Origin of the sequence: Streptomyces sp. NPDC047886 (genome assembly GCF_043204435.1) — a bacterium.
Lineage (GTDB): Bacteria > Actinomycetota > Actinomycetes > Streptomycetales > Streptomycetaceae > Streptomyces.
On sequence record NZ_JBIDCF010000006.1, the window covers coordinates 433,854 to 452,793 of the forward strand.

General features: G+C 72.3%; 19 protein-coding genes. 7 read left to right on the plus strand and 12 right to left on the minus strand.

Annotation, left to right across the window (positions count from 1 at the left end; genetic code table 11):
* Positions 1–194 precede the first annotated feature (194 nt).
* Both ACGF5U_RS22450 and ACGF5U_RS22455 read left to right on the plus strand, forming a co-directional pair.
* Positions 195–1,880, plus strand: coding sequence for a ribonuclease J (locus tag ACGF5U_RS22450; protein WP_392711785.1), 1,686 nt, complete (start codon positions 195–197; stop codon positions 1,878–1,880).
* A gap of 35 nt (positions 1,881–1,915) precedes the next feature.
* Positions 1,916–2,641 carry a spermidine synthase gene (locus tag ACGF5U_RS22455; protein ID WP_392711786.1) on the plus strand — a complete coding sequence of 242 codons (726 nt, stop codon included), beginning with the start codon at positions 1,916–1,918 and terminating at the stop codon, positions 2,639–2,641.
* Between the two features lie 103 nt (positions 2,642–2,744).
* On the opposite strand, the gene ACGF5U_RS22460 is transcribed toward ACGF5U_RS22455, so the two are convergent.
* From ACGF5U_RS22460 to ACGF5U_RS22470, 3 genes are all read right to left on the minus strand, one after another.
* Positions 2,745–4,868 carry a SpoIIE family protein phosphatase gene (locus ACGF5U_RS22460; RefSeq protein ID WP_392711787.1) on the minus strand — a complete coding sequence of 708 codons (2,124 nt, stop codon included), beginning with the start codon at positions 4,866–4,868 and terminating at the stop codon, positions 2,745–2,747.
* Positions 4,869–5,341: 473 nt separating this feature from the next.
* On the minus strand, positions 5,342–7,207 hold the full coding sequence (gene dnaK, locus ACGF5U_RS22465) for a molecular chaperone DnaK (protein WP_392711788.1): 1,866 nt from the start codon (positions 7,205–7,207) through the stop codon (positions 5,342–5,344).
* 249 nt (positions 7,208–7,456) lie between these two features.
* Positions 7,457–8,149, minus strand: coding sequence for a type III effector protein (locus ACGF5U_RS22470; RefSeq protein ID WP_392711789.1), 693 nt, complete (start codon positions 8,147–8,149; stop codon positions 7,457–7,459).
* A gap of 173 nt (positions 8,150–8,322) precedes the next feature.
* Between ACGF5U_RS22470 and ACGF5U_RS22475 the strand changes: the two genes are divergently transcribed.
* The 3 genes from ACGF5U_RS22475 (at position 8,323) to ACGF5U_RS22485 (ending at position 9,645) form a co-directional block, all read left to right on the plus strand.
* Positions 8,323–8,760 carry an Hsp20/alpha crystallin family protein gene (locus ACGF5U_RS22475; RefSeq protein WP_392711790.1) on the plus strand — a complete coding sequence of 146 codons (438 nt, stop codon included), beginning with the start codon at positions 8,323–8,325 and terminating at the stop codon, positions 8,758–8,760.
* 73 nt (positions 8,761–8,833) lie between these two features.
* Complete coding sequence (locus ACGF5U_RS22480) at positions 8,834–9,229, plus strand: DUF2267 domain-containing protein (RefSeq protein ID WP_392711791.1); 396 nt, start codon at positions 8,834–8,836, stop codon at positions 9,227–9,229.
* A gap of 14 nt (positions 9,230–9,243) precedes the next feature.
* A complete protein-coding gene (locus ACGF5U_RS22485) occupies positions 9,244–9,645 on the plus strand; it encodes a DUF2267 domain-containing protein (RefSeq protein WP_392711792.1) in 402 nt (133 codons plus the stop codon).
* A 10-nt stretch (positions 9,646–9,655) separates the two neighbouring features.
* On the opposite strand, the gene ACGF5U_RS22490 is transcribed toward ACGF5U_RS22485, so the two are convergent.
* The gene (locus tag ACGF5U_RS22490; protein ID WP_392711793.1) at positions 9,656–10,612 is read right to left on the minus strand and encodes a LysR family transcriptional regulator; all 957 of its coding nucleotides are present in this window, start codon (positions 10,610–10,612) and stop codon (positions 9,656–9,658) included.
* Between the two features lie 150 nt (positions 10,613–10,762).
* On the opposite strand from ACGF5U_RS22490, the gene ACGF5U_RS22495 reads away from it, so the two are divergent.
* On the plus strand, positions 10,763–11,458 hold the full coding sequence (locus tag ACGF5U_RS22495) for a type 1 glutamine amidotransferase domain-containing protein (RefSeq protein ID WP_392711794.1): 696 nt from the start codon (positions 10,763–10,765) through the stop codon (positions 11,456–11,458).
* A 31-nt stretch (positions 11,459–11,489) separates the two neighbouring features.
* Here the strand turns inward: ACGF5U_RS22495 and ACGF5U_RS22500 are convergent, their stop codons facing one another.
* From ACGF5U_RS22500 to ACGF5U_RS22525, 6 genes are all read right to left on the minus strand, one after another.
* Positions 11,490–12,080, minus strand: coding sequence for an ATP/GTP-binding protein (locus ACGF5U_RS22500; RefSeq protein WP_392711795.1), 591 nt, complete (start codon positions 12,078–12,080; stop codon positions 11,490–11,492).
* The gene (locus tag ACGF5U_RS22505) at positions 12,067–12,432 is read right to left on the minus strand and encodes a DUF742 domain-containing protein (protein WP_392711796.1); all 366 of its coding nucleotides are present in this window, start codon (positions 12,430–12,432) and stop codon (positions 12,067–12,069) included. Before ACGF5U_RS22505 ends, ACGF5U_RS22500 begins: the two co-directional genes overlap by 14 nt.
* Positions 12,432–12,836 (minus strand): roadblock/LC7 domain-containing protein, encoded by a 405-nt coding sequence (locus ACGF5U_RS22510; protein ID WP_392711797.1) that lies wholly within the window; start codon positions 12,834–12,836, stop codon positions 12,432–12,434. Before ACGF5U_RS22510 ends, ACGF5U_RS22505 begins: the two co-directional genes overlap by 1 nt.
* Positions 12,833–15,160, minus strand: a complete 2,328-nt coding sequence (locus ACGF5U_RS22515; RefSeq protein WP_392711798.1) for a nitrate- and nitrite sensing domain-containing protein — start codon at positions 15,158–15,160, stop codon at positions 12,833–12,835. Before ACGF5U_RS22515 ends, ACGF5U_RS22510 begins: the two co-directional genes overlap by 4 nt.
* 335 nt (positions 15,161–15,495) lie before the next feature.
* Positions 15,496–16,023 (minus strand): hypothetical protein, encoded by a 528-nt coding sequence (locus ACGF5U_RS22520; protein WP_392711928.1) that lies wholly within the window; start codon positions 16,021–16,023, stop codon positions 15,496–15,498.
* A 2-nt stretch (positions 16,024–16,025) separates the two neighbouring features.
* Positions 16,026–16,295, minus strand: coding sequence for a hypothetical protein (locus ACGF5U_RS22525; RefSeq protein WP_392711799.1), 270 nt, complete (start codon positions 16,293–16,295; stop codon positions 16,026–16,028).
* A 119-nt stretch (positions 16,296–16,414) separates the two neighbouring features.
* On the opposite strand from ACGF5U_RS22525, the gene ACGF5U_RS22530 reads away from it, so the two are divergent.
* Positions 16,415–17,020 carry a TetR/AcrR family transcriptional regulator gene (locus ACGF5U_RS22530; protein ID WP_392711800.1) on the plus strand — a complete coding sequence of 202 codons (606 nt, stop codon included), beginning with the start codon at positions 16,415–16,417 and terminating at the stop codon, positions 17,018–17,020.
* 118 nt (positions 17,021–17,138) lie between these two features.
* Here ACGF5U_RS22530 and ACGF5U_RS22535 read toward each other — a convergent pair whose 3' ends face one another.
* A complete protein-coding gene (locus ACGF5U_RS22535; RefSeq protein WP_392711801.1) occupies positions 17,139–18,365 on the minus strand; it encodes a beta-ketoacyl-[acyl-carrier-protein] synthase family protein in 1,227 nt (408 codons plus the stop codon).
* Positions 18,362–18,763, minus strand: a complete 402-nt coding sequence (locus ACGF5U_RS22540; protein ID WP_392711802.1) for a phosphopantetheine-binding protein — start codon at positions 18,761–18,763, stop codon at positions 18,362–18,364. The genes ACGF5U_RS22535 and ACGF5U_RS22540 overlap by 4 nt, the downstream gene beginning before the upstream one ends.
* Positions 18,764–18,940 lie beyond the last annotated feature (177 nt).

Sequence of the window (18,940 nt, forward strand, 5' to 3'; positions counted from 1 at the left end):
GGCCGATCGGAGCAGCGGAGCGGCGGGCTCCGGGACACGGGCCGATCATGGCGCCAACTCCCTTGCCGTGAGGGCGACATGGCCGGTGACAGGGGTCTGGACCGGGGGCGGACGGGGTGAGTGGCCGCAACGCGAAGGTGAACCGGCGGCGCAGGAAATGGATCAACTTCCCGAATCTCCGGTAGCGTCAGGGTATGAGTCACCCGCATCCAGAGCTGGGCGCCGCCCCTCCGCTGCCCGAGGGCGCCCTGAGGGTCGTCGCCCTCGGCGGTCTGGGGGAGATCGGCCGCAACATGACCGTCTTCGAGTACGCCGGCAAGCTGCTGATCGTCGACTGCGGCGTACTGTTCCCCGAGGAGACCCAACCCGGCGTGGACGTGATCCTGCCGGACTTCACCTCGATCCGGGACCGCCTGGACGACATCGTGGCCGTCGTCCTGACCCACGGCCACGAGGACCATATCGGCGGCGTGCCGTATCTGCTGCGCGAGCGGCGTGACATTCCCGTCGTCGGGTCGAAACTGACGCTGGCGTTCCTGGACGCCAAGCTCAAGGAGCACGGCATCCGGCCGCGTGCGGTACGGGTGAAGGAGGGCGACCGACGGGGGTTCGGCCCCTTCGAGTGCGAGTTCGTCGCGGTCAACCACTCGATCCCGGACGGGCTCGCCGTGGCGATCCGTACCGGAGCCGGGCTGGTGCTCCACACGGGTGACTTCAAGATGGACCAGTTCCCGCTGGACGACCGCATCACCGACCTGCGCGCCTTCGCCCGGCTGGGCGAGGAGGGCGTCGACCTGTTCCTCACCGACTCCACCAACGCCGAGGTGCCCGGCTTCACCACCTCCGAACGCGAACTGAACCCCGCGATCGAACAGGTGTTGCGCACCGCTCCCCGGCGGGTCATCGTCTCCAGCTTCGCCAGCCATGTGCACCGCATCCAGCAGGTGCTGGACGCCGCGCACCAGTACGGCCGCAAGGTCGCCTTCGTGGGCCGCTCGATGGTCCGCAACATGGGCATCGCCCGTGAGCTCGGCTATCTCAAGGTCCCCTCCGGCCTGGTCGTCGGCATGAAGGAGCTGGAGAAGCTCCCGGACCACCAGATCACGCTGGTGTGCACGGGATCCCAGGGCGAACCGATGGCCGCGCTGTCCCGCATGGCCAACCGTGACCATGTGATCCGCATCGGCCAGGGCGACACCGTCCTCATGGCCAGCTCCCTCATCCCGGGCAACGAGAGCGCCATCTACCGGGTGATCAACGGGCTGACCCGGTGGGGCGCGAACGTCGTCCACAAGGGCAACGCCAAGGTGCACGTCTCCGGACACGCCAGCGCCGGTGAGCTCGTCTACTGCTACAACATCGTCAAACCCCGCAACGTGATGCCCGTGCACGGCGAGTGGAAGCACCTGCGGGCCAACGCCGACCTCGCCATCCGGACCGGTGTCGACCCCGACCGGGTCGTCATCGCCGAGGACGGCGTCGTCGTCGACCTCGTCGACGGACACGCGAAGATCACCGGCAAGGTGCCGGCCGGCAACGTGTACGTGGACGGCATGGAGGTCGGCGGCGTCACCGAGGCGTCCCTCAAGGACCGGCTCACCCTCGCGTCCGAAGGCGTGGTCACGGTCGTCGCCATCGTGGACGCCGACACCGGCGCCCTCGCCGAGGCGCCCGACTTCCTGGCCCGGGGCTTCGTCCATGACGACTCCACCTTCGAACCGGTCATCCCGGTGATCGAGAAGACCCTGGCGAAGGCGGCCGAGGAAGGCGTCGGGGACGCGCACCAGCTGGAACAGCTCATCGCCAGGGCCGTGGCCGCGTGGGCCTTCCGCACGCACCGCCGCAAGCCGCTCGTCATTCCCGTCATCATCGACGCCTGACGTGACGTGAGGCGCCGGACGCGGAAGGGCGAACGATGAGCGTGCGTTTCCAGGAGATCGACTGGCGCCCGACCCCCATGGGCGACATCAGCCTGCGGCGCCGACGCGACCCGGCCACGGGCGACGACGTGTACGAGGTGAAGCTCGGCGACGAGTTCCTCATGTCCAGCCTCTTCACCGCGGGGGAGATCGCGCTCACCCGGCTCGGTCTGGCGCGGCTCCCCGGCACCGGGCTCGACGTCGCCGTCGGCGGCCTCGGCCTCGGCTACACCGCCAGGGCGGCCCTGGACGATCCCCGGGTGCGGTCCCTGGTCGTGGTCGAGGCGCTCGGCGAGGTCATCGAGTGGCACGAGCGGGGGCTCGTGCCGCTCGGCGCGGGCCTCACCACGGACCCCCGGTGCCGTCTCGTCCGGGGCGACTTCTTCACGCTCGTCGCCGACCCGCGCGGCCTGGACCCCGAGGACCCGTACCGTCGCTTCGACGCCGTCCTGCTGGACGTCGACCACTCACCCCGCCATGTGCTGCACCCCCGGCACGCCGCGCTCTACCGGCCGGCGGGGCTGCGGGCCCTCGCCGAGCGCCTCCGCCCGGGCGGCGTCTTCGCCCTGTGGTCCAACGACCCGCCCGACGACGCCTTCCACACCACGCTCGCCGAGGTGTTCGACGCTCCGGAGGCCCACGTGGTCGCCTTCCCGAACCCGGTGGGCGGCGGCACCGCGACGAACACCGTCTACGTGGCCGGCCGGCGCGGTGACGACTGAAGCCCCCGTGGATCCGGCGCGGGTGACGACTGGAACCCCCGTGGACCCGGCGCGGTGGTGACCGCGCCCCGCCGTTCGCCCCGGCCGCGTCGAGGCCGGTTCGTCATGGAGGGCCACCACTGCCAGGGTGCGGCTGCACACGGGCGATCAGGAGAGCCACGTCGTCGTGGTGGTCCAGGCCGCGCATCGTGTGCAGGATCTGGTCGCACGTCCGGTTCAGCGGCCGGCCGGGATCGTCCAGGAGGCCCATCAGCCGTTCCAGGCGCGCGTCGATCGACTCGTCCCGGACCTCGACCAGCCCGTCCGTGTACAGCACGAGCTGATCACCCGGCGCCAACTCGACGGTCGCCGTGTGGAACGGGAACCCGCCGACGCCCAGCGGCACGCCGGGCGGCAGGTCGAGCAGCTCCGGCCTGCCACCGTCCGCGGGCACCCGGATCGGGGGCAGATGACCGGCCGTGGACATCCGGCACTCCCGCCGGTGCGGGTCGTAGACCACGTAGACGCAGGTGGCCGTCGACTGTTCGAGGCCGGTGGTGCTCCGGTCGACATGGCCCAGCAGGTCGGCCGGGTCGAGGTCCAGATCGGCGAGGGCCCGGGTGGTGTTGCGCAACTGGCCCATGGTGGCGGCGGCCGTCACGCCGCTGCCCATCACATCGCCGACGACCAGGGCCGTCTTGTCACCGGTGAGCGGGATGACGTCGAACCAGTCGCCGCCCACCTCACCGGCGGCCGCCGCCGGCTGGTAGCGGTAGGCCAGTTCGAGTCCCGGCTGCGGCGGGGGGCGGCTGGGCAGCAGCGACCGCTGCAGCGTCAGGGCCGTGTCGTGCTCCCGCTGGTACCAGCGGGCGTTGTCGATCGACACGGCCGCCCGGCTGGCCAGCTCACCGGCCAGCACCAGGTCGTCGTCGTCGAACGGCAGCGGGTTGCCGATCCGCTTCAGGTCCAGGACCCCCAGCACACTGCCCCGCGCGATCAGCGGCACCACCAGATACGAATGGACCCCCGCCCGCCCGAGCACACCCGCGGCCTCGCGGTCGCGGGCGATGTGCCGCAGATCGTCCCCCATGACCCGGGGGACCAGGAACGGGGTGCCGGTGCCGACGCACCGCGCGACCAGGCTGTCGGCCTCGTACGAGGTGAGGTCCCCGACCGGATCCGCCGCGCGGACGGCCTCCGTGGGCTGCGCCGACGCCACCGCGAGCGCCCGGAACAGGGCGGGTCCCGCCGGCGGGGAGCCGGGCGCTCCCGGACTGCGCAGCGCCGTGTCCAGGACGTCGACGGCGGCCACGTCGGCAAGGTCGGGAACGACGATGGCGGCCAGTTCGCGGGCCGTCTGCTCCAGGTCCAGCGTCGTACCGATCAGCACCGAGGCGTCGGCGACCATGGCAAGCCGCTGCCGGGCGTGCGCCGCCTCGGTCGCGGCCCGGTGCCGGTCGGTGACGTCCACGACCGAGATCGCCAGACCGATCACCGCGCCGTTGCCCGCCTCCAGCCGGTGGTACGAAACCGACCAGGCGTGATCGTTGTCGGGGTCGGTGGGCGTACGGCCGACGATGTTCTGGTCGACCAGGGGAACACCGGTCTCCAGCACCTGCCGCATCGCGGGTTCGACCAGTTCGGCGTCGAGGAAGGACAGCGCCTCGCGGACATGGCGGCCGGTGTGCTGGGCGCCCGGGACCCCGCTGATACGGGCCAGGGCCGGGTTGACGGTGACGAACCGCAGCTCGGTGTCCATCACCGCGAGGCCGATCGGCGACTGGGCGATCAGCCGCGTGGACAGCGCCAGATCCCGCTCCACCCGCCGCAGGGTGGACTGCTCGGTGGCCAGCCCCAGGGCGTACAGATCGCCGTTCTCGCCGCGCAGGCGCATGTTGCGGAACTCCAGGAGCCGCGTGCCGCCGTCCTTGTGGCGCACCGGGAACACCCCCGCCCAGCTGTGGCCCTGGCGCATGACGTCGGCGAACAGCTCCGTGACCACGCCGATGTGCTCCTCGTGGACCAGCAGCCGCGCCGCGTAGCGCCCCAGGGCCTCGTCGGCGGTGTAACCGAACACGTCCCGCGCCTGCGGGCTCCAGAGCACGATCCGTCCGCGCTCGTCCAGGACCACGGCCGCCACGTTCAGGACGTCCAGCAGGGCGCTCCGGGATGAGGGGTCGGGCGTCGCACCGCCGATGCCCGCGTCCGCCTCTTCGGGGCCCGGGTAGGGGGAGCCGGTCGTGTCCACCGCGAATCCCTTCCACAGCCCGCGCCACAGCGCCGCAGCCGCGGTGCCTGTCCGACACCTCCATGGTCGCCCCGGGAGGCCCGGCCCCGCACGCGCGCGTCACTCGGTCGGCGGGTCGGCCGGAGAGTCCGGCGGCGAGTCCGGCGGCGGGGCGTCGGCGGGGTCGGTCGGTGCGGCGTTCGTGCTGCACGCGCCGCAGACCGGCGGTCCGCTCGCCGGCGCCGCTGCCGGGAGCGGCCGCTCCCGGCGGAGTGCCTGCCGCCACTGCCGCCGCCGTCCCAGGGGAACGTGGGCGCGCACCCGGCCCGGCATCCGGGTTGCGGGTCACGGCTCCCCGCTTCGGCGGGGGTGGGGCTCCGGGCCCCGCGTCCGGCCTCGGGGCGGGCAGGGCCGGGGCGACCGGCGCGGGCGGCGCGATCATCGCGGGCGCGCCGACGCGCACCGTACCGGGGTCGGCCTGGGCGTACCGGGTGCTATCCGCCGCCTCCCCGCTGCCGGTCGTCGTCGACGATCTCGGCGTCGACCACCTCGTCCTCCGCCTCCGCCGCCCGGCTGTCACCGGCGGTCGCGCCGCCGGCCGCCTGGGCCGCCTGGGCGCCGGCGTACATGGCCTGGCCGAGCTTCTGGGAGACGGCCGCGACCTTCTCGGTGGCGGTGCGGATCTCGGCGGTGTCCTCGCCCTTGAGCTTCTCCTTCAGCTCGGTGAGCGCGGTCTCGACCTCGGTCCGCACGTCACCGGGGACCTTGTCCTCGTTGTCCTTGAGGAACTTCTCCGTCTGGTAGGCGAGCTGCTCGCCCTGGTTGCGGGTCTCGGCGGCCTCCCGGCGACGCCGGTCCTCGTCCGCGTGGCGTTCCGCCTCGCGGACCATGCGGTCGATGTCGTCCTTCGGCAGCGAGGAGCCGCCGGTGACGGTCATCTTCTGCTCCTTGCCCGTGCCCAGGTCCTTCGCGGTCACGTGCATGATGCCGTTGGCGTCGATGTCGAAGGCGACCTCGATCTGCGGGACGCCGCGCGGGGCCGGCGGCAGACCGGTCAGCTCGAACATGCCGAGCTTCTTGTTGTACGCCGCGATCTCGCGCTCGCCCTGGTAGACCTGGATCTGCACCGACGGCTGGTTGTCCTCGGCCGTCGTGAAGACCTCGGAACGCTTCGTCGGGATCGTCGTGTTGCGCTCGATCAGCTTGGTCATGATGCCGCCCTTGGTCTCGATGCCGAGGGACAGCGGGGTGACGTCGAGCAGCAGGACGTCCTTGACCTCGCCCTTCAGGACACCGGCCTGGAGCGACGCGCCGATGGCGACGACCTCGTCCGGGTTCACGCCCTTGTGCGGGTCCTTGCCGGTCAGCTCCCTCACGAGTTCCGTGACCGCCGGCATCCGGGTCGAACCGCCCACCAGGATCACATGGTCGATGTCGGACACCTTGATCCGCGCGTCCTTGACGGCGTTGTGGAACGGCTCCTTGCAGCGTTCCAGCAGGTCGGCGGTCATCTGCTGGAACTGGGCGCGGGTGAGCTTCTCGTCCAGGTGCAGCGGGCCCTCGGCGGAGGCGCTCAGGTAGGGCAGGCTGATCGTGGTCTCCGTCGTCGCCGACAGTTCGATCTTCGCCTTCTCCGCCGCCTCCCGAAGCCGCTGCGTGGCCATTTTGTCCTTGGACAGGTCGATGCCGTACGCGTTCTTGAACCGCTGCGCCAGGTGGTCGACGACGCGCTGGTCCCAGTCGTCGCCGCCGAGGTGCGTGTCGCCGTTGGTCGCCTTCACCTCCACGACGCCCTCGCCGATCTCCAGCAGCGACACGTCGAAGGTGCCGCCGCCGAGGTCGAAGACGAGGATCGTCTGGTCGTTCTCCTTGTCGAGCCCGTACGCGAGGGCGGCGGCCGTCGGCTCGTTGATGATCCGCAGCACGTTGAGCCCCGCGATCTCGCCCGCCTCCTTCGTGGCGGTCCGCTGCGCGTCGTTGAAGTACGCGGGGACGGTCACCACGGCGTCCCGCACGTCCTCCCCGAGGTAGCTCTCCGCGTCCCGCTTGAGTTTCTGGAGCACCCGCGCGGAGATCTCCTGGGCGGTGTACCGGCGGCCGTCGATGTCGCCGGTATCGGGGAAGTGCCAGCCGGCGTCGCCCATGTGCCGTTTCACGGACCGTACGGTGCGGTCGACGTTGGTGACGGCCTGCCGCTTCGCGACCTCACCCACCAGGACGTCGCCGTTCTTGGCGAATCCGACCACGGAGGGTGTGGTCCGGGCCCCCTCCGTGTTGGTGATCACCGTGGGTTCACCGCCCTCCAGGACGCTGACCACCGAGTTCGTCGTACCGAGGTCGATACCCACTGCGCGTGCCATCGCCTTCTCCTCAGCTCGCGTTCTCCTCAGCTCACCTTCCGGCGCACGTTCCGGCTCCCACTCCGCTCAGCGGACGGTCCACTCCCACAGCGGACGTGCGGAGAACGCACGTCTCCACCTGTCAAGATGCCCTGACTTCTCCCGTTGTATCCGATTCTGGCGCGCCCGGATCGCTCGCCTCCACCCCGGCCCGGTCCACCTGGGACGGTTCGGGTCGGCTGGGGACGGCCTTGCCCGGCTCGCCTCGGCTCAGCCGATCGTGCGCCGGTGGTCGTCGCTGGCCCGGCGGAGCTCGTCGGCCCGGCGCGTGACGTCGGCGACGCGGGCGGCGAGCTCCGGGTGCCGGCGCCGCAGGTGCGGGCCCGTGTCGGCGAGCGGCTCGACGAGCCCGGCCGCGTCGTCGTCGGCGAGGGCGCGGGCGAGGTCGCGCACCGGTGTCCGGGCCCCCCGGGGGAGGTCGTCCAGCGCGGTGATCTGCCCGGCGAGCTGGCGGAGCCCGGCCGCGTTGCCCCGTGCCCAGGCTGTCACGGTGCGGTCGGCGGCACGGCGGTCCCGGGTGGCCTTGATCCGCTCCTCGCCCGTGGCGCCGTGATCGCCCGGCCTCAGCCGCAGATAGCGCCGTTCGGCGGCCTGGCGGCTGGTCACACCCAGGGGGCCCGCCAGATCGGCCCAGCTGGCGCCCGCGGCGCGGGCCGTCTCGATGAGGCCGGGCTCCCATCCGGCGAGCTGTCCCCGTACCTCCCGGAGCAGCAGCAGGGCGGCCAGGGCCTGTTCGGGGCCGGGCGGCTCGGGCTCGGGGTCGTCCTGGCCGGAGGCGGCGTCGGCCGGTGGGGCGCCCTGGGCCGCGCGTACGGCACGGTCGATGGCGCTCAGCGCCGCCGCCGCCGCGAGAAAGGAGGCGGGTGCGGGCGTCCACCGCGCCGGCTCGTCACCTTCGCTCACGATGCCTCCCTCCCGAGGGCGATCCGGGGGCCGATCCGCCGGCTTCACGATTCCGCCTCACTCGTCATCGCTCCGATGACGATCGCAGTTGTCATCGTTCCGATGACATGTTACAACGGATACAGGTGAAGCGCATTGGCTTGAACTGCCTGAGCCACTGGAGGTGTTTCCCGATGTTGATGCGCACCGACCCGTTCCAGGAACTCGACCGGATCGCCCAGCACTTCCTGAGCTCGACCGGCACGTGGTCGAGGCCCACGGCGATGCCGATGGACGCGTACCGCGAGGGCGACGAGTATGTGATCGCCTTCGACCTCCCCGGTGTGTCGTCGGACGCGATCGACGTGGACGTCGAGCGGAACATGCTGACCGTGAAGGCCGAGCGCAGGCCGCAGGCCAGGGCCGAAGGCGTACAGATGGAGCTGTCGGAGCGTCCGCTGGGCGTCTTCTCGCGGCAGGTCATGCTGGCCGATACCCTCGATGTCGAGAACATCAAGGGCGACTACGACGCGGGTGTCCTGACCCTGCGCATCCCGATCGCCGAACGCGCCAAGCCGCGCAAGATCGCCATCAGGGCCGGCGAGAGCGGGCGCAAGGAGATCAAGGGCTGACCGGCACCCGCTCGTGGAACGCACCGAGGGGCGGAGGGCCTCCGCCCCTCGCCGGCCGGAAAGGGGCGGCGCGATGCGGATGAGATGGGAGCCGTTCCTGGACGCGGTCCAGGAGCGCGGCGAGTACCCCTCACGGCACGAGGCGGAACGGGCGGCCAGGGTGGTCCTCGCCCTCCTGGGTGCCCATCTCGTGGGCGAGGTGAGAGCCGAGCTCGCCGCACGGCTGCCGGAGACCTTCGCGTTGATCCTGCTCAACCCGTTGCAGGCCGCCGAGCCGCTCACGCCCGAGCGGTTCGTCCGGGCGACCGCCGCGTGGATCGACGGAGCGACCGAGGAGACCGCCGCGTGGGACGTGGGCGCGGTCCTCAGCACCGTGGCCGACGCGGCCGGCGACGACCTGACGCAACGCGTACTGCTGCAACTTCCCCCGGGCTACGACCTCCTCCTCGGCAGCCCGCGACCGACCTGAAGGGGTACATCAGGATGAGATGGCACGGACTCGTGCGCCGGATCCGCACCACCGGCCGCTACGCCACCGACACGGAGGCTGAGCGCGTCCTGCGCGCCGTACTGACCGTGCTCGGCGGCCATGTCACGGGCGAAGAGCGCTGCGAACTGGTACGGCTCCTGCCCCCCGAGGCGGGCGAAGTCGTCGCCGCGCAGATACCGCTCACCGAACCCGTGTCCGCCCCCCGGTTCGTGGAGTCCGTCGCACGGGCCCTCGCGCCGCTCACCGTTCCCGAGGCCCGCTGGGCCACCGGCACGGTGCTCACCGTCATCGCGGAACGGGCCGGGGACGACCTGACCCGCCGGATCCTCGCCGGCCTGCCGCGTGGCTACGCCCTGCTGTTCGGCCGGGCCGAACTCACCCCCGCCGCCGCCTGACCGGTGGCGCTCACCAGTCGCGGCCGGCGCGCAGCAGAAGGTCGCGCACCACGGCGACATGGGGATTGTCGGAGGCGCCGGGGCGCTGCACGAGATAGCCGGTGTTGATCGGCGGGTCGTCCGGCTCGTACAGCGGGACGAGGGCGCCGGAGGCGAGTTCGCCCTCGCACAGATAGCGGGGGAGGACCGTGAAGCCGGCGCCCGAGGCGACCGCCGACAGGGCTCCCCGCAGGTCCGGAACGGTGACGGCGGCCGGGCAGCCGAGACGTCGGCCGAAGACATGACGCCAGTAGCGGCGGGCGATGGGCAGGTCCTCGGCGTAGGTGATCAGAGGTACGGCGTGCAGCGCCGTCGGCACATCGGCGGTCGGCCCCTCCCGGAGCCGCTCCGCCCACACGGGCGCCGCGACGAGGACGAACTCCTCGTCCATCAGGGGTACGGCGGTCAGCGCCCGCCCGCGCGGCCGCACCGTGGCGATGACCAGGTCGTGGCCGCCCGTCCGCAACTCCTCGAGGAGCGGATCGGTCAGGCCGGTGGACACCCGCAACCGCACTCCGTCGGCCACCAGCGGCGCCAGCGCGGGCAGCACCCTGACGCACAGCAGCTCGGCGGGGCCCGCCAGGTGCACGGGCCTGGCGCGGCCGTCCCCCGCCGTACCGGATCCGGTGACCGCCGCGAGCGTGTCGAGCGGTGCGGCGACCCGGGCCGCGAGCTCGTCCGCGACCGGTGTCGGCGTGACACCACGCGGCAGCCGCTCGAACAGCCGTCGGCCCGTCTGCCCCTCCAGTGCGCGGATCTGGGTGGTCACCGTGGGCTGTGAGAGGCCGAGCAACTGCGCGCCCGAGGTGAAGGATCCCGCCCGGTACACGGCGAGGAAGGTGCGCAGCAGGTTCAGATCGAGCTGCGGCGCCGCGCGGGGTCCGGGCGCCTTCGCCGTCCCCGCCCCATCGGAATCCTCATGGCCCATGGCGGAGAGTCTATGCGTGCCCTATGGCGTGCCCCCGTGCCATGCCATAGGAGTACCGATAGCGGCTATTGGATTTCTCATTGGATGCCTATGGGAAACCGGCCTACCGTCGTGTACGACCGCACGACCGACACCCGGAGAGACCTCACCATGTCGAAGATCCTTTTCGTGATGACCGGCGCCGACCGCTGGACCCTCGCCGACGGCACCACGCACCCGACCGGCTTCTGGGCCGAGGAGGCCGTCGCCCCGTACGAGGCGTTCAAGGCGGCCGGCCACGAGATCGTGGTCGCCACGCCGGGCGGGGTCGTGCCCCCCGTCGACCGGGCGAGCCTCGCCCCGGAGGCCAACGGCGGCCAGGCCGGCGCCGACCGGATCGCCGCGACGCTCGCCTCGATCGACGAGCTCCAGCGGCCGGTCAAGCTGGACGAGGTCGAACTCGCCGACTACGCGGCCGTGTTCTACCCCGGCGGACACGGCCCCATGGAGGACCTCGCCACCGACGCCGTCTCCGGCAGGCTGCTCACCCTGGCGCTGGAGACCGGCACGCCGCTCGGCGTGGTGTGCCACGCCTCCGCCGCGCTGCTCGCCGCGGTCCGCGAAGACGGCTCCCCCGCCGTGGCCGGATACCGGCTGACCGGCTTCACCAACACCGAGGAGACCCAGGCCGGGCTCGCCGACCGGGCCGCGTGGCTGCTCCAGGACCGCCTGGTCGAGGCCGGTGCCGACTTCCAGGAGGGGGAGCCCTGGGCCCCGTACGTCGTCGCCGACCGCAACCTGATCACGGGCCAGAACCCCGCGTCCTCCGCGCCGCTCGCCGCCGAACTGCTCCGCAGGCTGGGCTGACCCGCCCCGTACGCCGTCGGCGTGCCCCGCCTCAGACCGGCGTTCCCGTGCGCGCCGAGGCGATGACCGTGTCGAGCAGGGCGAGCAGCGCGGTCCGTACGTCGCCGCGGGCGCGCGCGTCCAGCATCAGGATCGGCGTCTCGGGGTCCCGCAGATGCAGGGCCGCCCGGATCTCCTCCGCCGTGTAGGGCTGCTCGCCGTGGAAGCAGTTCGCGCCGACCACGAACGGCAGCCCCCGGCTCTCGAAGAAGTCGACGGCCGGGAAGCTGCGGTCCAGGCGCCGGGTGTCGACCAGGACGATCGCCCCCAGCGCCCCGTTCAGCAGGTCGTCCCACATGAACCAGAAGCGCTCCTGCCCCGGCGTGCCGAACAGGTACAGCACGACCCCCGCGTCGTCGAGGGTGATCCGGCCGAAGTCCATCGCCACCGTGGTGGCCGTCTTGGACTCGATGCCGTCGAGGTCGTCCACACCGACGCCGGCGGCCGTCAGCCGCTCCTCCGTACGCAGCGGTTCGATCTCCGAGACCGTCTCCACCAGGGTCGTCTTGCCGACGCCGAAGCCGCCGGCGATCAGGATCTTGACGGGGGCCGCTTCCTGGGCAGGGGTGTCATATCCGGGCAAGGTTGTCCCTGATTCTCATGAGCAGGTGGACATTGGTGGTCTCGGCCCCCTCCAGCGGCGGCCGGTGGCGGATCAGCCCCCGGTCGGCGAGTTCGCCGAGCAGCAGCGTCATCGGGGTCAGGCGCATCCCCATCCGCGCCGCGATCTCGGCGACCGCACGTCCGTTCGGTGGCGCGCACATGGCGAGGATGGTCCGCCACTCCGTGGGCAGACCGTCCTGGGCGTCCTCCGCGACCGCCGCCGTGATCGTGGTGTCCATGGTGAGGACGGTGTGCGGGACGGCTGTACGACCATCGGTCAGGGCGTACAGCCGGGCCCGGCGGCGGCCCGTGCGCCGCGGCTCATCGGCCATTACGACGGGGGCGCCTGGGTGCGCTCGGGTGTGCCGAGCCACTCGCCGAGCGCCTGCGCCGTCCGTACGGCCTCGCCGCCCAGCTCACCGAGCCGCGCCTTGCGGGACGTCACGACGATGAGCGTGCTGCCCTCGCCGCAGCCGACGATGCACAGGTACCGGTCGTCCATCTCGACCAGTTGACGGATCACCCGGCCGCCGTCGATATCCCGGGATATCGCCTTCATGGTCGCCGCGATGCCGGAGGACGCGGCGGCGATCCGCTCCGCCTGCGGGCGGTCCAGCAGGTAGGCGCTGAGCTTGATCCCGTCGTTGGACAGGAGCACGGCTCCCTGGATGCCGGCGATCCGGCTCAGATTGTTGTCCAGGACGCTGTAGATCATGTCGTTCGTTGTCGTCGTCATGGCTGATCCCGTCGGAGCTCTTCTTCCACTGTCTTCGTCCCGTGTTCGTAGTCGGCCCAGGCGTCGGCCACCTCCTCGGGGGTCGCCGTGTCCCGGTCGGCCGGCGTGGCCGCCGCGCGGGGCTCGCGGAGCTGCTCGGCCATATGGGTCTGGGGTACGCGCTCCGGGAGGGCCGGGCGGCCGGTGCCGCCCCCGGTGACCGGCCGGACGGGCTCGGCGCCCCCCGCCGGCCGCGGCCGCTCGTGCGTCGTGCGCCGGACCGGCAGCCCGGACGCCACGTGCAGCACCAGTTCCGGCTTGCCGTCCGCGCGGACGCCCGCCTCCTCGGTCCGGGGAACGGCGACGGCCTCCCCGGCGGCGCCGGCAGGCGACGTCGGCGCGACCGGGGCGGGCTCCACGGCGGCGGCCGGGCGCGCTGCCCGCGGCTCCGGTTCCCGCTCGGTCGGGACGAGCAGCTCCCGGGGGATGATCACGACGGCCGACGTGCCGCCGAACACCGAGCGGCGCAGCGTGACGGTGGCCCCCAGCTGGTCGGCGAGGTGACCGACCACGAACAGGCCGAGCCGGTGCGCGTTCTCCGCGAGGACCGAGTACGGCGGCGCCGAGTGCAGGCGCCGGTTCATCTCCTCGTACGTGGCGGCGGTGACCCTCGGGCCCCGGTCCTCGATCTCGATCGACAGCCCGTCGCCCACCAGCTCGGCCCGGATGACGACCCGTGACCGCGGCGGCGAGAACCGCGTGGCGTTGTCCAGCAGTTCCGCCAGGAGATGGCTGATCTGGCTGATCACGCGCGCGTCCACACTGACCTCGTCCAGGGCCTGCCGGTCGATGCGGCGGAAGTCCTCCACCTCGGCGGCGGCCTCGCGCAGCAGGTCGGCGACGCGCATCGGCTCGGTGTGCGGGTCGGGGATCTCACCGCCGGCCAGGATGAGCAGGTTCTCGATCTGGCGTCGCATGCCCACCGTCAACTGGTCGGATCGCATCAACTGGGCGAGGAGCGCCTCGTCGGTTCCGAAGGCGTCCTGGAGGTCCTCGGTGAGGGTCAACTGGCGGCTGACCAGGTTCCCGGTGCGCGAGGCGATACCGGCGGCGAACATCCCGAAGCCGTGGCGCTCGGCCGCCAGCTGCCGGTGACCGTCGACGGACACGGCGACGACCCGGGCGAACGCGTCGCTGATGCGTCCGACCTCGTCCCGCTCGCCGCGCACCGGGGGCAGCGCGTCGGCGTCGACGGGCCGGCCCTGCTGGAGCTCCGCCACGACGCCCGGCAGCGTCCGCTCGGCCACCGTCACCGTACGTTCGTGCAGCACGCGCAGCCTGCGCAGCACCGACCGGGTGGTGACCACGACGACCGTGACGACCAGCAGCAGCGCGCCGCCGCTGACGGCGATCAGCCAGGCGACCTCGGTCTCCAGCTCCGCCGCCCGCGCGTCGGCCCGCGCGAGCAGCCCTCGCGTACGGTCCTCGTTCAATCTGTCCAGCTGCTTCCCCCAGGAGTCCTGCGCGGCGCCCCAGCCGTCCACCTCCCGGGGGAGCCGCACACCGAAGTCGGCGTCCCTGTGTTCGGAGACGATCGCGTTCTCGATACGGGTCTTCGTCTGCCAGGCGTCCGAGCCGACGAGGGCCGCGTAGAGGTCGCTCTCGTCGGGCGGCAGATACGGCACGATCCACCGGTCGTACAGATGCTTGTGGGCGCCGACGGCGTTGACGAAGTCGGCGAACCGGGAGGTCGTCAACTCCCTGGAGGGACCGGCGAGCGAGAGGATCGTGTCCTCCTGCGCCAGCATCTCCGCCGCCGCGAACAGGGTGACGACGACCCTGCTCTCCTGGGTGAGCTCGCCGTCCTCGGAGTGGCTGAACTCGTCCTGGTAGAAGCGGATCATCTGGCCGATCGCGCCGGTGTAGTAGACGACCGTGCTGTCGGGGCTGCCGATGCGGGCGTCCGCGCGCTGGCGGTACGCGTCCAGGTCGTCGAGGCTCTCCGCGATCTCCTGGAGCCTGCGGTCCGCCTCCGTGGACCTCGCCCCGACACCCGCCGACGAGCGGCGGAACTCGGTCGCGGCCCGGTCCGTGGCCAGCCGCTGCTCGCGCACGGCGTCCTCGGAGACGGCGAAGCCCGCCCAGCGCGCCGCGGTCGTCGCGCGCTCGGCCTGCATCTCGACCATCAGCTCGTACAGGGGCAGCCCGATCCGCTCACCGGCCGCCACGTCGGCCCGCAGATGCTCCGACTGCTTCAGCAGCCGGTCCGCGGTCACGGCGACCTGGGTGCCCATCGCCACGGTGGGAACGATCGCCAGCAGGATGAGCAGCGTTCGCAGCCGCACGGTGCGCCGCCGACGGGGTGTCGACGGGCCACGTGGGCCTTCGGGTCGTATGGAAGACATCAGCCCTCGGGAGCGGAAGCGGGGACAGGCCGGTGACCGGCGCGGCACGGCCCGGGGAAGGGCCGGGGGACTGCCGGTCCGGCTGCGGTGACGCGTGGGGGTGCCGATCATAACCAGCCAAGTCCCCGACCGGAGAGGTTGCTTCAGCGGGTGACGCGTGGTATCCGCGCCGGACGTGTCGCCGTGATGTTGCCGACCAGAAGCCTTTTCGACGCTCAACCGGTACGACAGGCCCCCGTGCCCGGCATCCTGACGGCGGCTCGGAAACCGGCGGCTCATCCCGTCCCGGTGGGTGGAACCGGGGTGTTCGTCCGGGAACCCGCCTGCGTTTCGCGCCATCCGTACCGAGTCATCCCCCGGGGCTTGAACACGGAGACGGCCGTCGTGACGAGCAGCACCGCCAGACCGCCGACGGAGTGCGGAAGGGTGCCGGGCAGTGCGAGCGGGTCCGCGCCCGACGCCGCCGCGTCGGCCAGCCGGGCCACGGTCCGCGCCTCCATGAGCAGCACCCCGGCGGCGAGGACGGTCAGCAGGAGTTTGACGACGACCCAGTAGTGCCGGAACAGGCCCCACGACGTGCCGAGGGCGTTCACGATCCCGATGGCCACGGTCGCGAGGGCCAGGGGGACGATGGCGTACCGGACCACGACGTCCATCGCGAGGTACGCACCCCGCACCGCGTCGGTGTCCTCACCCGTCACGGCGGCGATGTCGAGGGCGAGGTACGCGACCACCGCGCCGAGCCAGCCCACCGACGTGGCGACGTGCGCGGTGAGCACGGCCTTGCGCAGCCGGGGCGGCATGATCACGGGTGACCGCCGGCCGCCGCGCCCAGGCCCGCACCCGCGCCCGCACCCGCGCTGGCGCCCAGGCCCGCGCCGGCGCTCGCGACGATGCCTGCGGCGGAACCCGGACCGGCTCCGGCGCCGAGTCCGCCCAGATGCCTGCCCGGGCCGTGGCCGTCGCCGGCGAGACCGGTGACCAGGGCGATGACGGCCAGCAGGATCAGGACGCCGGCGACGATCGCGGACACCTTCACCCAGCGCGGCGCGGGCGGCGGGACGGGGTCGTTCATGAGCTTCCTCCGACGCGTGGAGCACATGGATCACATCGTGCGCATGGAGCAGTTTTGCGAGACATGGTGTCTCTCATACGTCAGACTGTCATGGAAACAGCGGTACGTATACTGGCCCGGTGCCCAAGCTCTGGAACGAGACGATCGAGGCCCATCGCCACACGGTCCGTGAGGCCATCATGGACACCGCCTGGTCGCTCGTCACCGAGCATGGGCTGCTGTCGGTGACGATGACGCAGGTGGCGGAGCGGACCGGTATCGGGCGGGCGACGCTCTACAAGTACTTCCCGGACGTGGAAGCGATCCTCGCCGCCCATCACGAGCGCCGCGTCGCCGGTCATCTCGCCCGTCTCACGGCCCTCAAGGACCGCCCCGGCAAGCCGGCCGAGCGCCTCGAGGCGGTGCTCACGGCGTACGCGCTGATCGCCTACCACCGCGGCCGCCACGGCACGGACGAACTCGGCGCCCTGCTCCACCGAGGCGAGCACGTCGCCCGCGCGGAGCAGCGGCTCGTCGACCTGTTCGGCGACCTGCTGACCGAGGTCGCCGCGACCGGGCGCCTGCGGGGCGACGTCGCGCCCGGCGAACTCGCGAACTACTGCCTGCACGCCCTGTCCGGAGCCGGTGGCCTGCGGTCCGAAGCGGCGGTGAGGCGGCTGGTCGACGTCACGCTGACGGGGCTCCTCCCCCCACCCGGCGCGGCCGGGGAGCCACCGCGCGGCTGAGGCGGCCCCATGCGGCCGGAGGGCGACGTGCGGCCGGGGGTGGTGGCGTGCGGCCGGGTGGCCAGGGGGCGGCCGGGTGGGCGCACGTGCCGGGACCGGGAGACCGCGCCCACGCCGGTCACGCGCCGGTGAACAGGAGCGCCGCGTTGTGTCCGCCGAAACCGCAGGAGTTGCTCATCACCGCGCGCAGCCCCGGCACCCGCCTCGGTACCTTGCTCACGACGTCGAGATCGATGTCGGGGTCCGGACGTTCGTAGTTGGCCGTCGGGGGAATCAGCCCGTGCCGCAGCGACAGCACGGACATGACGGCCTCCATCGCCCCCGCGCCCCCGATGGCGTGACCGATCACGCTCTTCGGCGCCGTCACCGGCGGATCGTGCGCGAAGACCGTGCGCAGCGCGCGGGCCTCGGCCAGGTCGTTGAGCCGGGTACCGGTTCCGTGCGCGTTGACGTGGCCGATGTCGGCCGGACCGAGGCCCGCATCCGTCAGAGCGGCACGCATGGCGGCGACCGTGCCCGCACCGTCGGGGCTCGGCGCGGTGGCGTGGTACGCGTCGCACGAGGCGCCGTACCCCGCCAGCACCGCCAGCGGGGCGGCGGAGCGGGCACGGGCGTGCTCCGCCCGCTCCAGTACCAGGACGCCGGCTCCCTCGCCGAGCACGAAGCCGTCACGGTCCGCATCGAACGGGCGGGACGCGCCGGCCGGGTCGAGCCGACGCGTCGACAGCGCCGTCAGCTGGGCGAAGCACAGCGCTGTCAGCGCGGAAGCCCGCGGCGCCTCCGTACCGCCGGTGACGACGATGTCGCACGCGCCCGAGCGGACCAGGTCCCGGGCGACACCGATGGCCGTGGCGCCGGACGCGCAGGCCGTACTGGTCACCAGATTCGGGCCCCTGGCCGTCAGCGCGAGGGCGATCTCCCCCGACGCCATGTTCGGGATGCTGCGCAGCAGGGTGAGGGGCGAGACCGTCTCCGGGCGTCCCGTGGACACCTTCTCGGCCTGGTCGAGCCAGGCTTCCGTCGCTGAGGCGCCGACCCCGATCACGACACCGACCCGGTCGGCGTCCCAGGTGCCGGGGTCCAGGCCCGCGCCCCGTACGGCCTCCCGGGCGGCGGCGACCCCGAACTGGACGAAGCGACCGATCCGCGAGGCCCGCCGGGGCAGCACGGCGCGGGCGTCGAAGCCCTCCACCGCGCAGGAGAAGTCGACCGGCATGCCGTCGAGTTCCGGGTCGGTCCGTGCCGTGGACACACCGGCGCACAGGCCCTGCCACGCGGCGTCGACACCGATACCGGCCGGGCTGACCATGCCCAGGCCGGTCACGACGACATCGTCGGGTCTCATGCCTGAGCCGTCGCCTGAGCCGTCGCCTGAGCCGTCGCCGAAGCCGTCCCGGCGGTCGCGGCGGGCGGCGTCGCGGGAGCGGTCGCGGCGGGGGCGGTCGCGGCGGCGGTCTCCGGCCGCGCGGCCGGCTCCGTGTCGGGAGTGCTCGCGGCGAAGGACCGCTCGACGAACGCCACGAGATCGGCCACCGTGGCGTTCGTGGTGAGCGTGACGCCCGCCTCGTCCCCGGTGCCCACGAGCCGCAGGCCGTACTTCTCCTCGAGAATGACACTCAGTTCGAGCAGGGCGAGAGAATCCAGATCCAGTGCACCGAGTCGCGTTTCGGGCTGGATTTCCTCCGCTTGTACATCGAAGTTGGCGACCAGTTCGGTCACCACGCGCTCATGGATGTCGGTCAACGTCGACCTCACACGAATAGGCGAATGGACGTCATGCCCTACGGCATCACGTCCGGCAGGTTATACCAACGGACCAGCGGCGCGAAGGACATCGCGGTACCGGGCAGAGCGCGTCATAGAACGGCCGGACTGCGGGAATAAGGGAATTCGAAGCACCCGGCTTGCCGTATCGGGGAA

Coding starts and splice junctions, on each gene's coding strand:
- ACGF5U_RS22450 (WP_392711785.1), top strand. CDS start 195: ATGAGTCACCCGCATCCAGAGCTGGGCGCCGCCCCTCCGCTGCCCGAG.
- ACGF5U_RS22455 (WP_392711786.1), top strand. CDS start 1,916: ATGAGCGTGCGTTTCCAGGAGATCGACTGGCGCCCGACCCCCATGGGC.
- dnaK (WP_392711788.1), bottom strand. CDS start 7,207: ATGGCACGCGCAGTGGGTATCGACCTCGGTACGACGAACTCGGTGGTC.
- ACGF5U_RS22475 (WP_392711790.1), top strand. CDS start 8,323: ATGTTGATGCGCACCGACCCGTTCCAGGAACTCGACCGGATCGCCCAG.
- ACGF5U_RS22480 (WP_392711791.1), top strand. CDS start 8,834: ATGCGGATGAGATGGGAGCCGTTCCTGGACGCGGTCCAGGAGCGCGGC.
- ACGF5U_RS22485 (WP_392711792.1), top strand. CDS start 9,244: ATGAGATGGCACGGACTCGTGCGCCGGATCCGCACCACCGGCCGCTAC.
- ACGF5U_RS22490 (WP_392711793.1), bottom strand. CDS start 10,612: ATGGGCCATGAGGATTCCGATGGGGCGGGGACGGCGAAGGCGCCCGGA.
- ACGF5U_RS22495 (WP_392711794.1), top strand. CDS start 10,763: ATGTCGAAGATCCTTTTCGTGATGACCGGCGCCGACCGCTGGACCCTC.
- ACGF5U_RS22505 (WP_392711796.1), bottom strand. CDS start 12,432: ATGGCCGATGAGCCGCGGCGCACGGGCCGCCGCCGGGCCCGGCTGTAC.
- ACGF5U_RS22510 (WP_392711797.1), bottom strand. CDS start 12,836: ATGACGACGACAACGAACGACATGATCTACAGCGTCCTGGACAACAAT.
- ACGF5U_RS22520 (WP_392711928.1), bottom strand. CDS start 16,023: ATGCCGCCCCGGCTGCGCAAGGCCGTGCTCACCGCGCACGTCGCCACG.
- ACGF5U_RS22525 (WP_392711799.1), bottom strand. CDS start 16,295: ATGAACGACCCCGTCCCGCCGCCCGCGCCGCGCTGGGTGAAGGTGTCC.
- ACGF5U_RS22535 (WP_392711801.1), bottom strand. CDS start 18,365: ATGAGACCCGACGATGTCGTCGTGACCGGCCTGGGCATGGTCAGCCCG.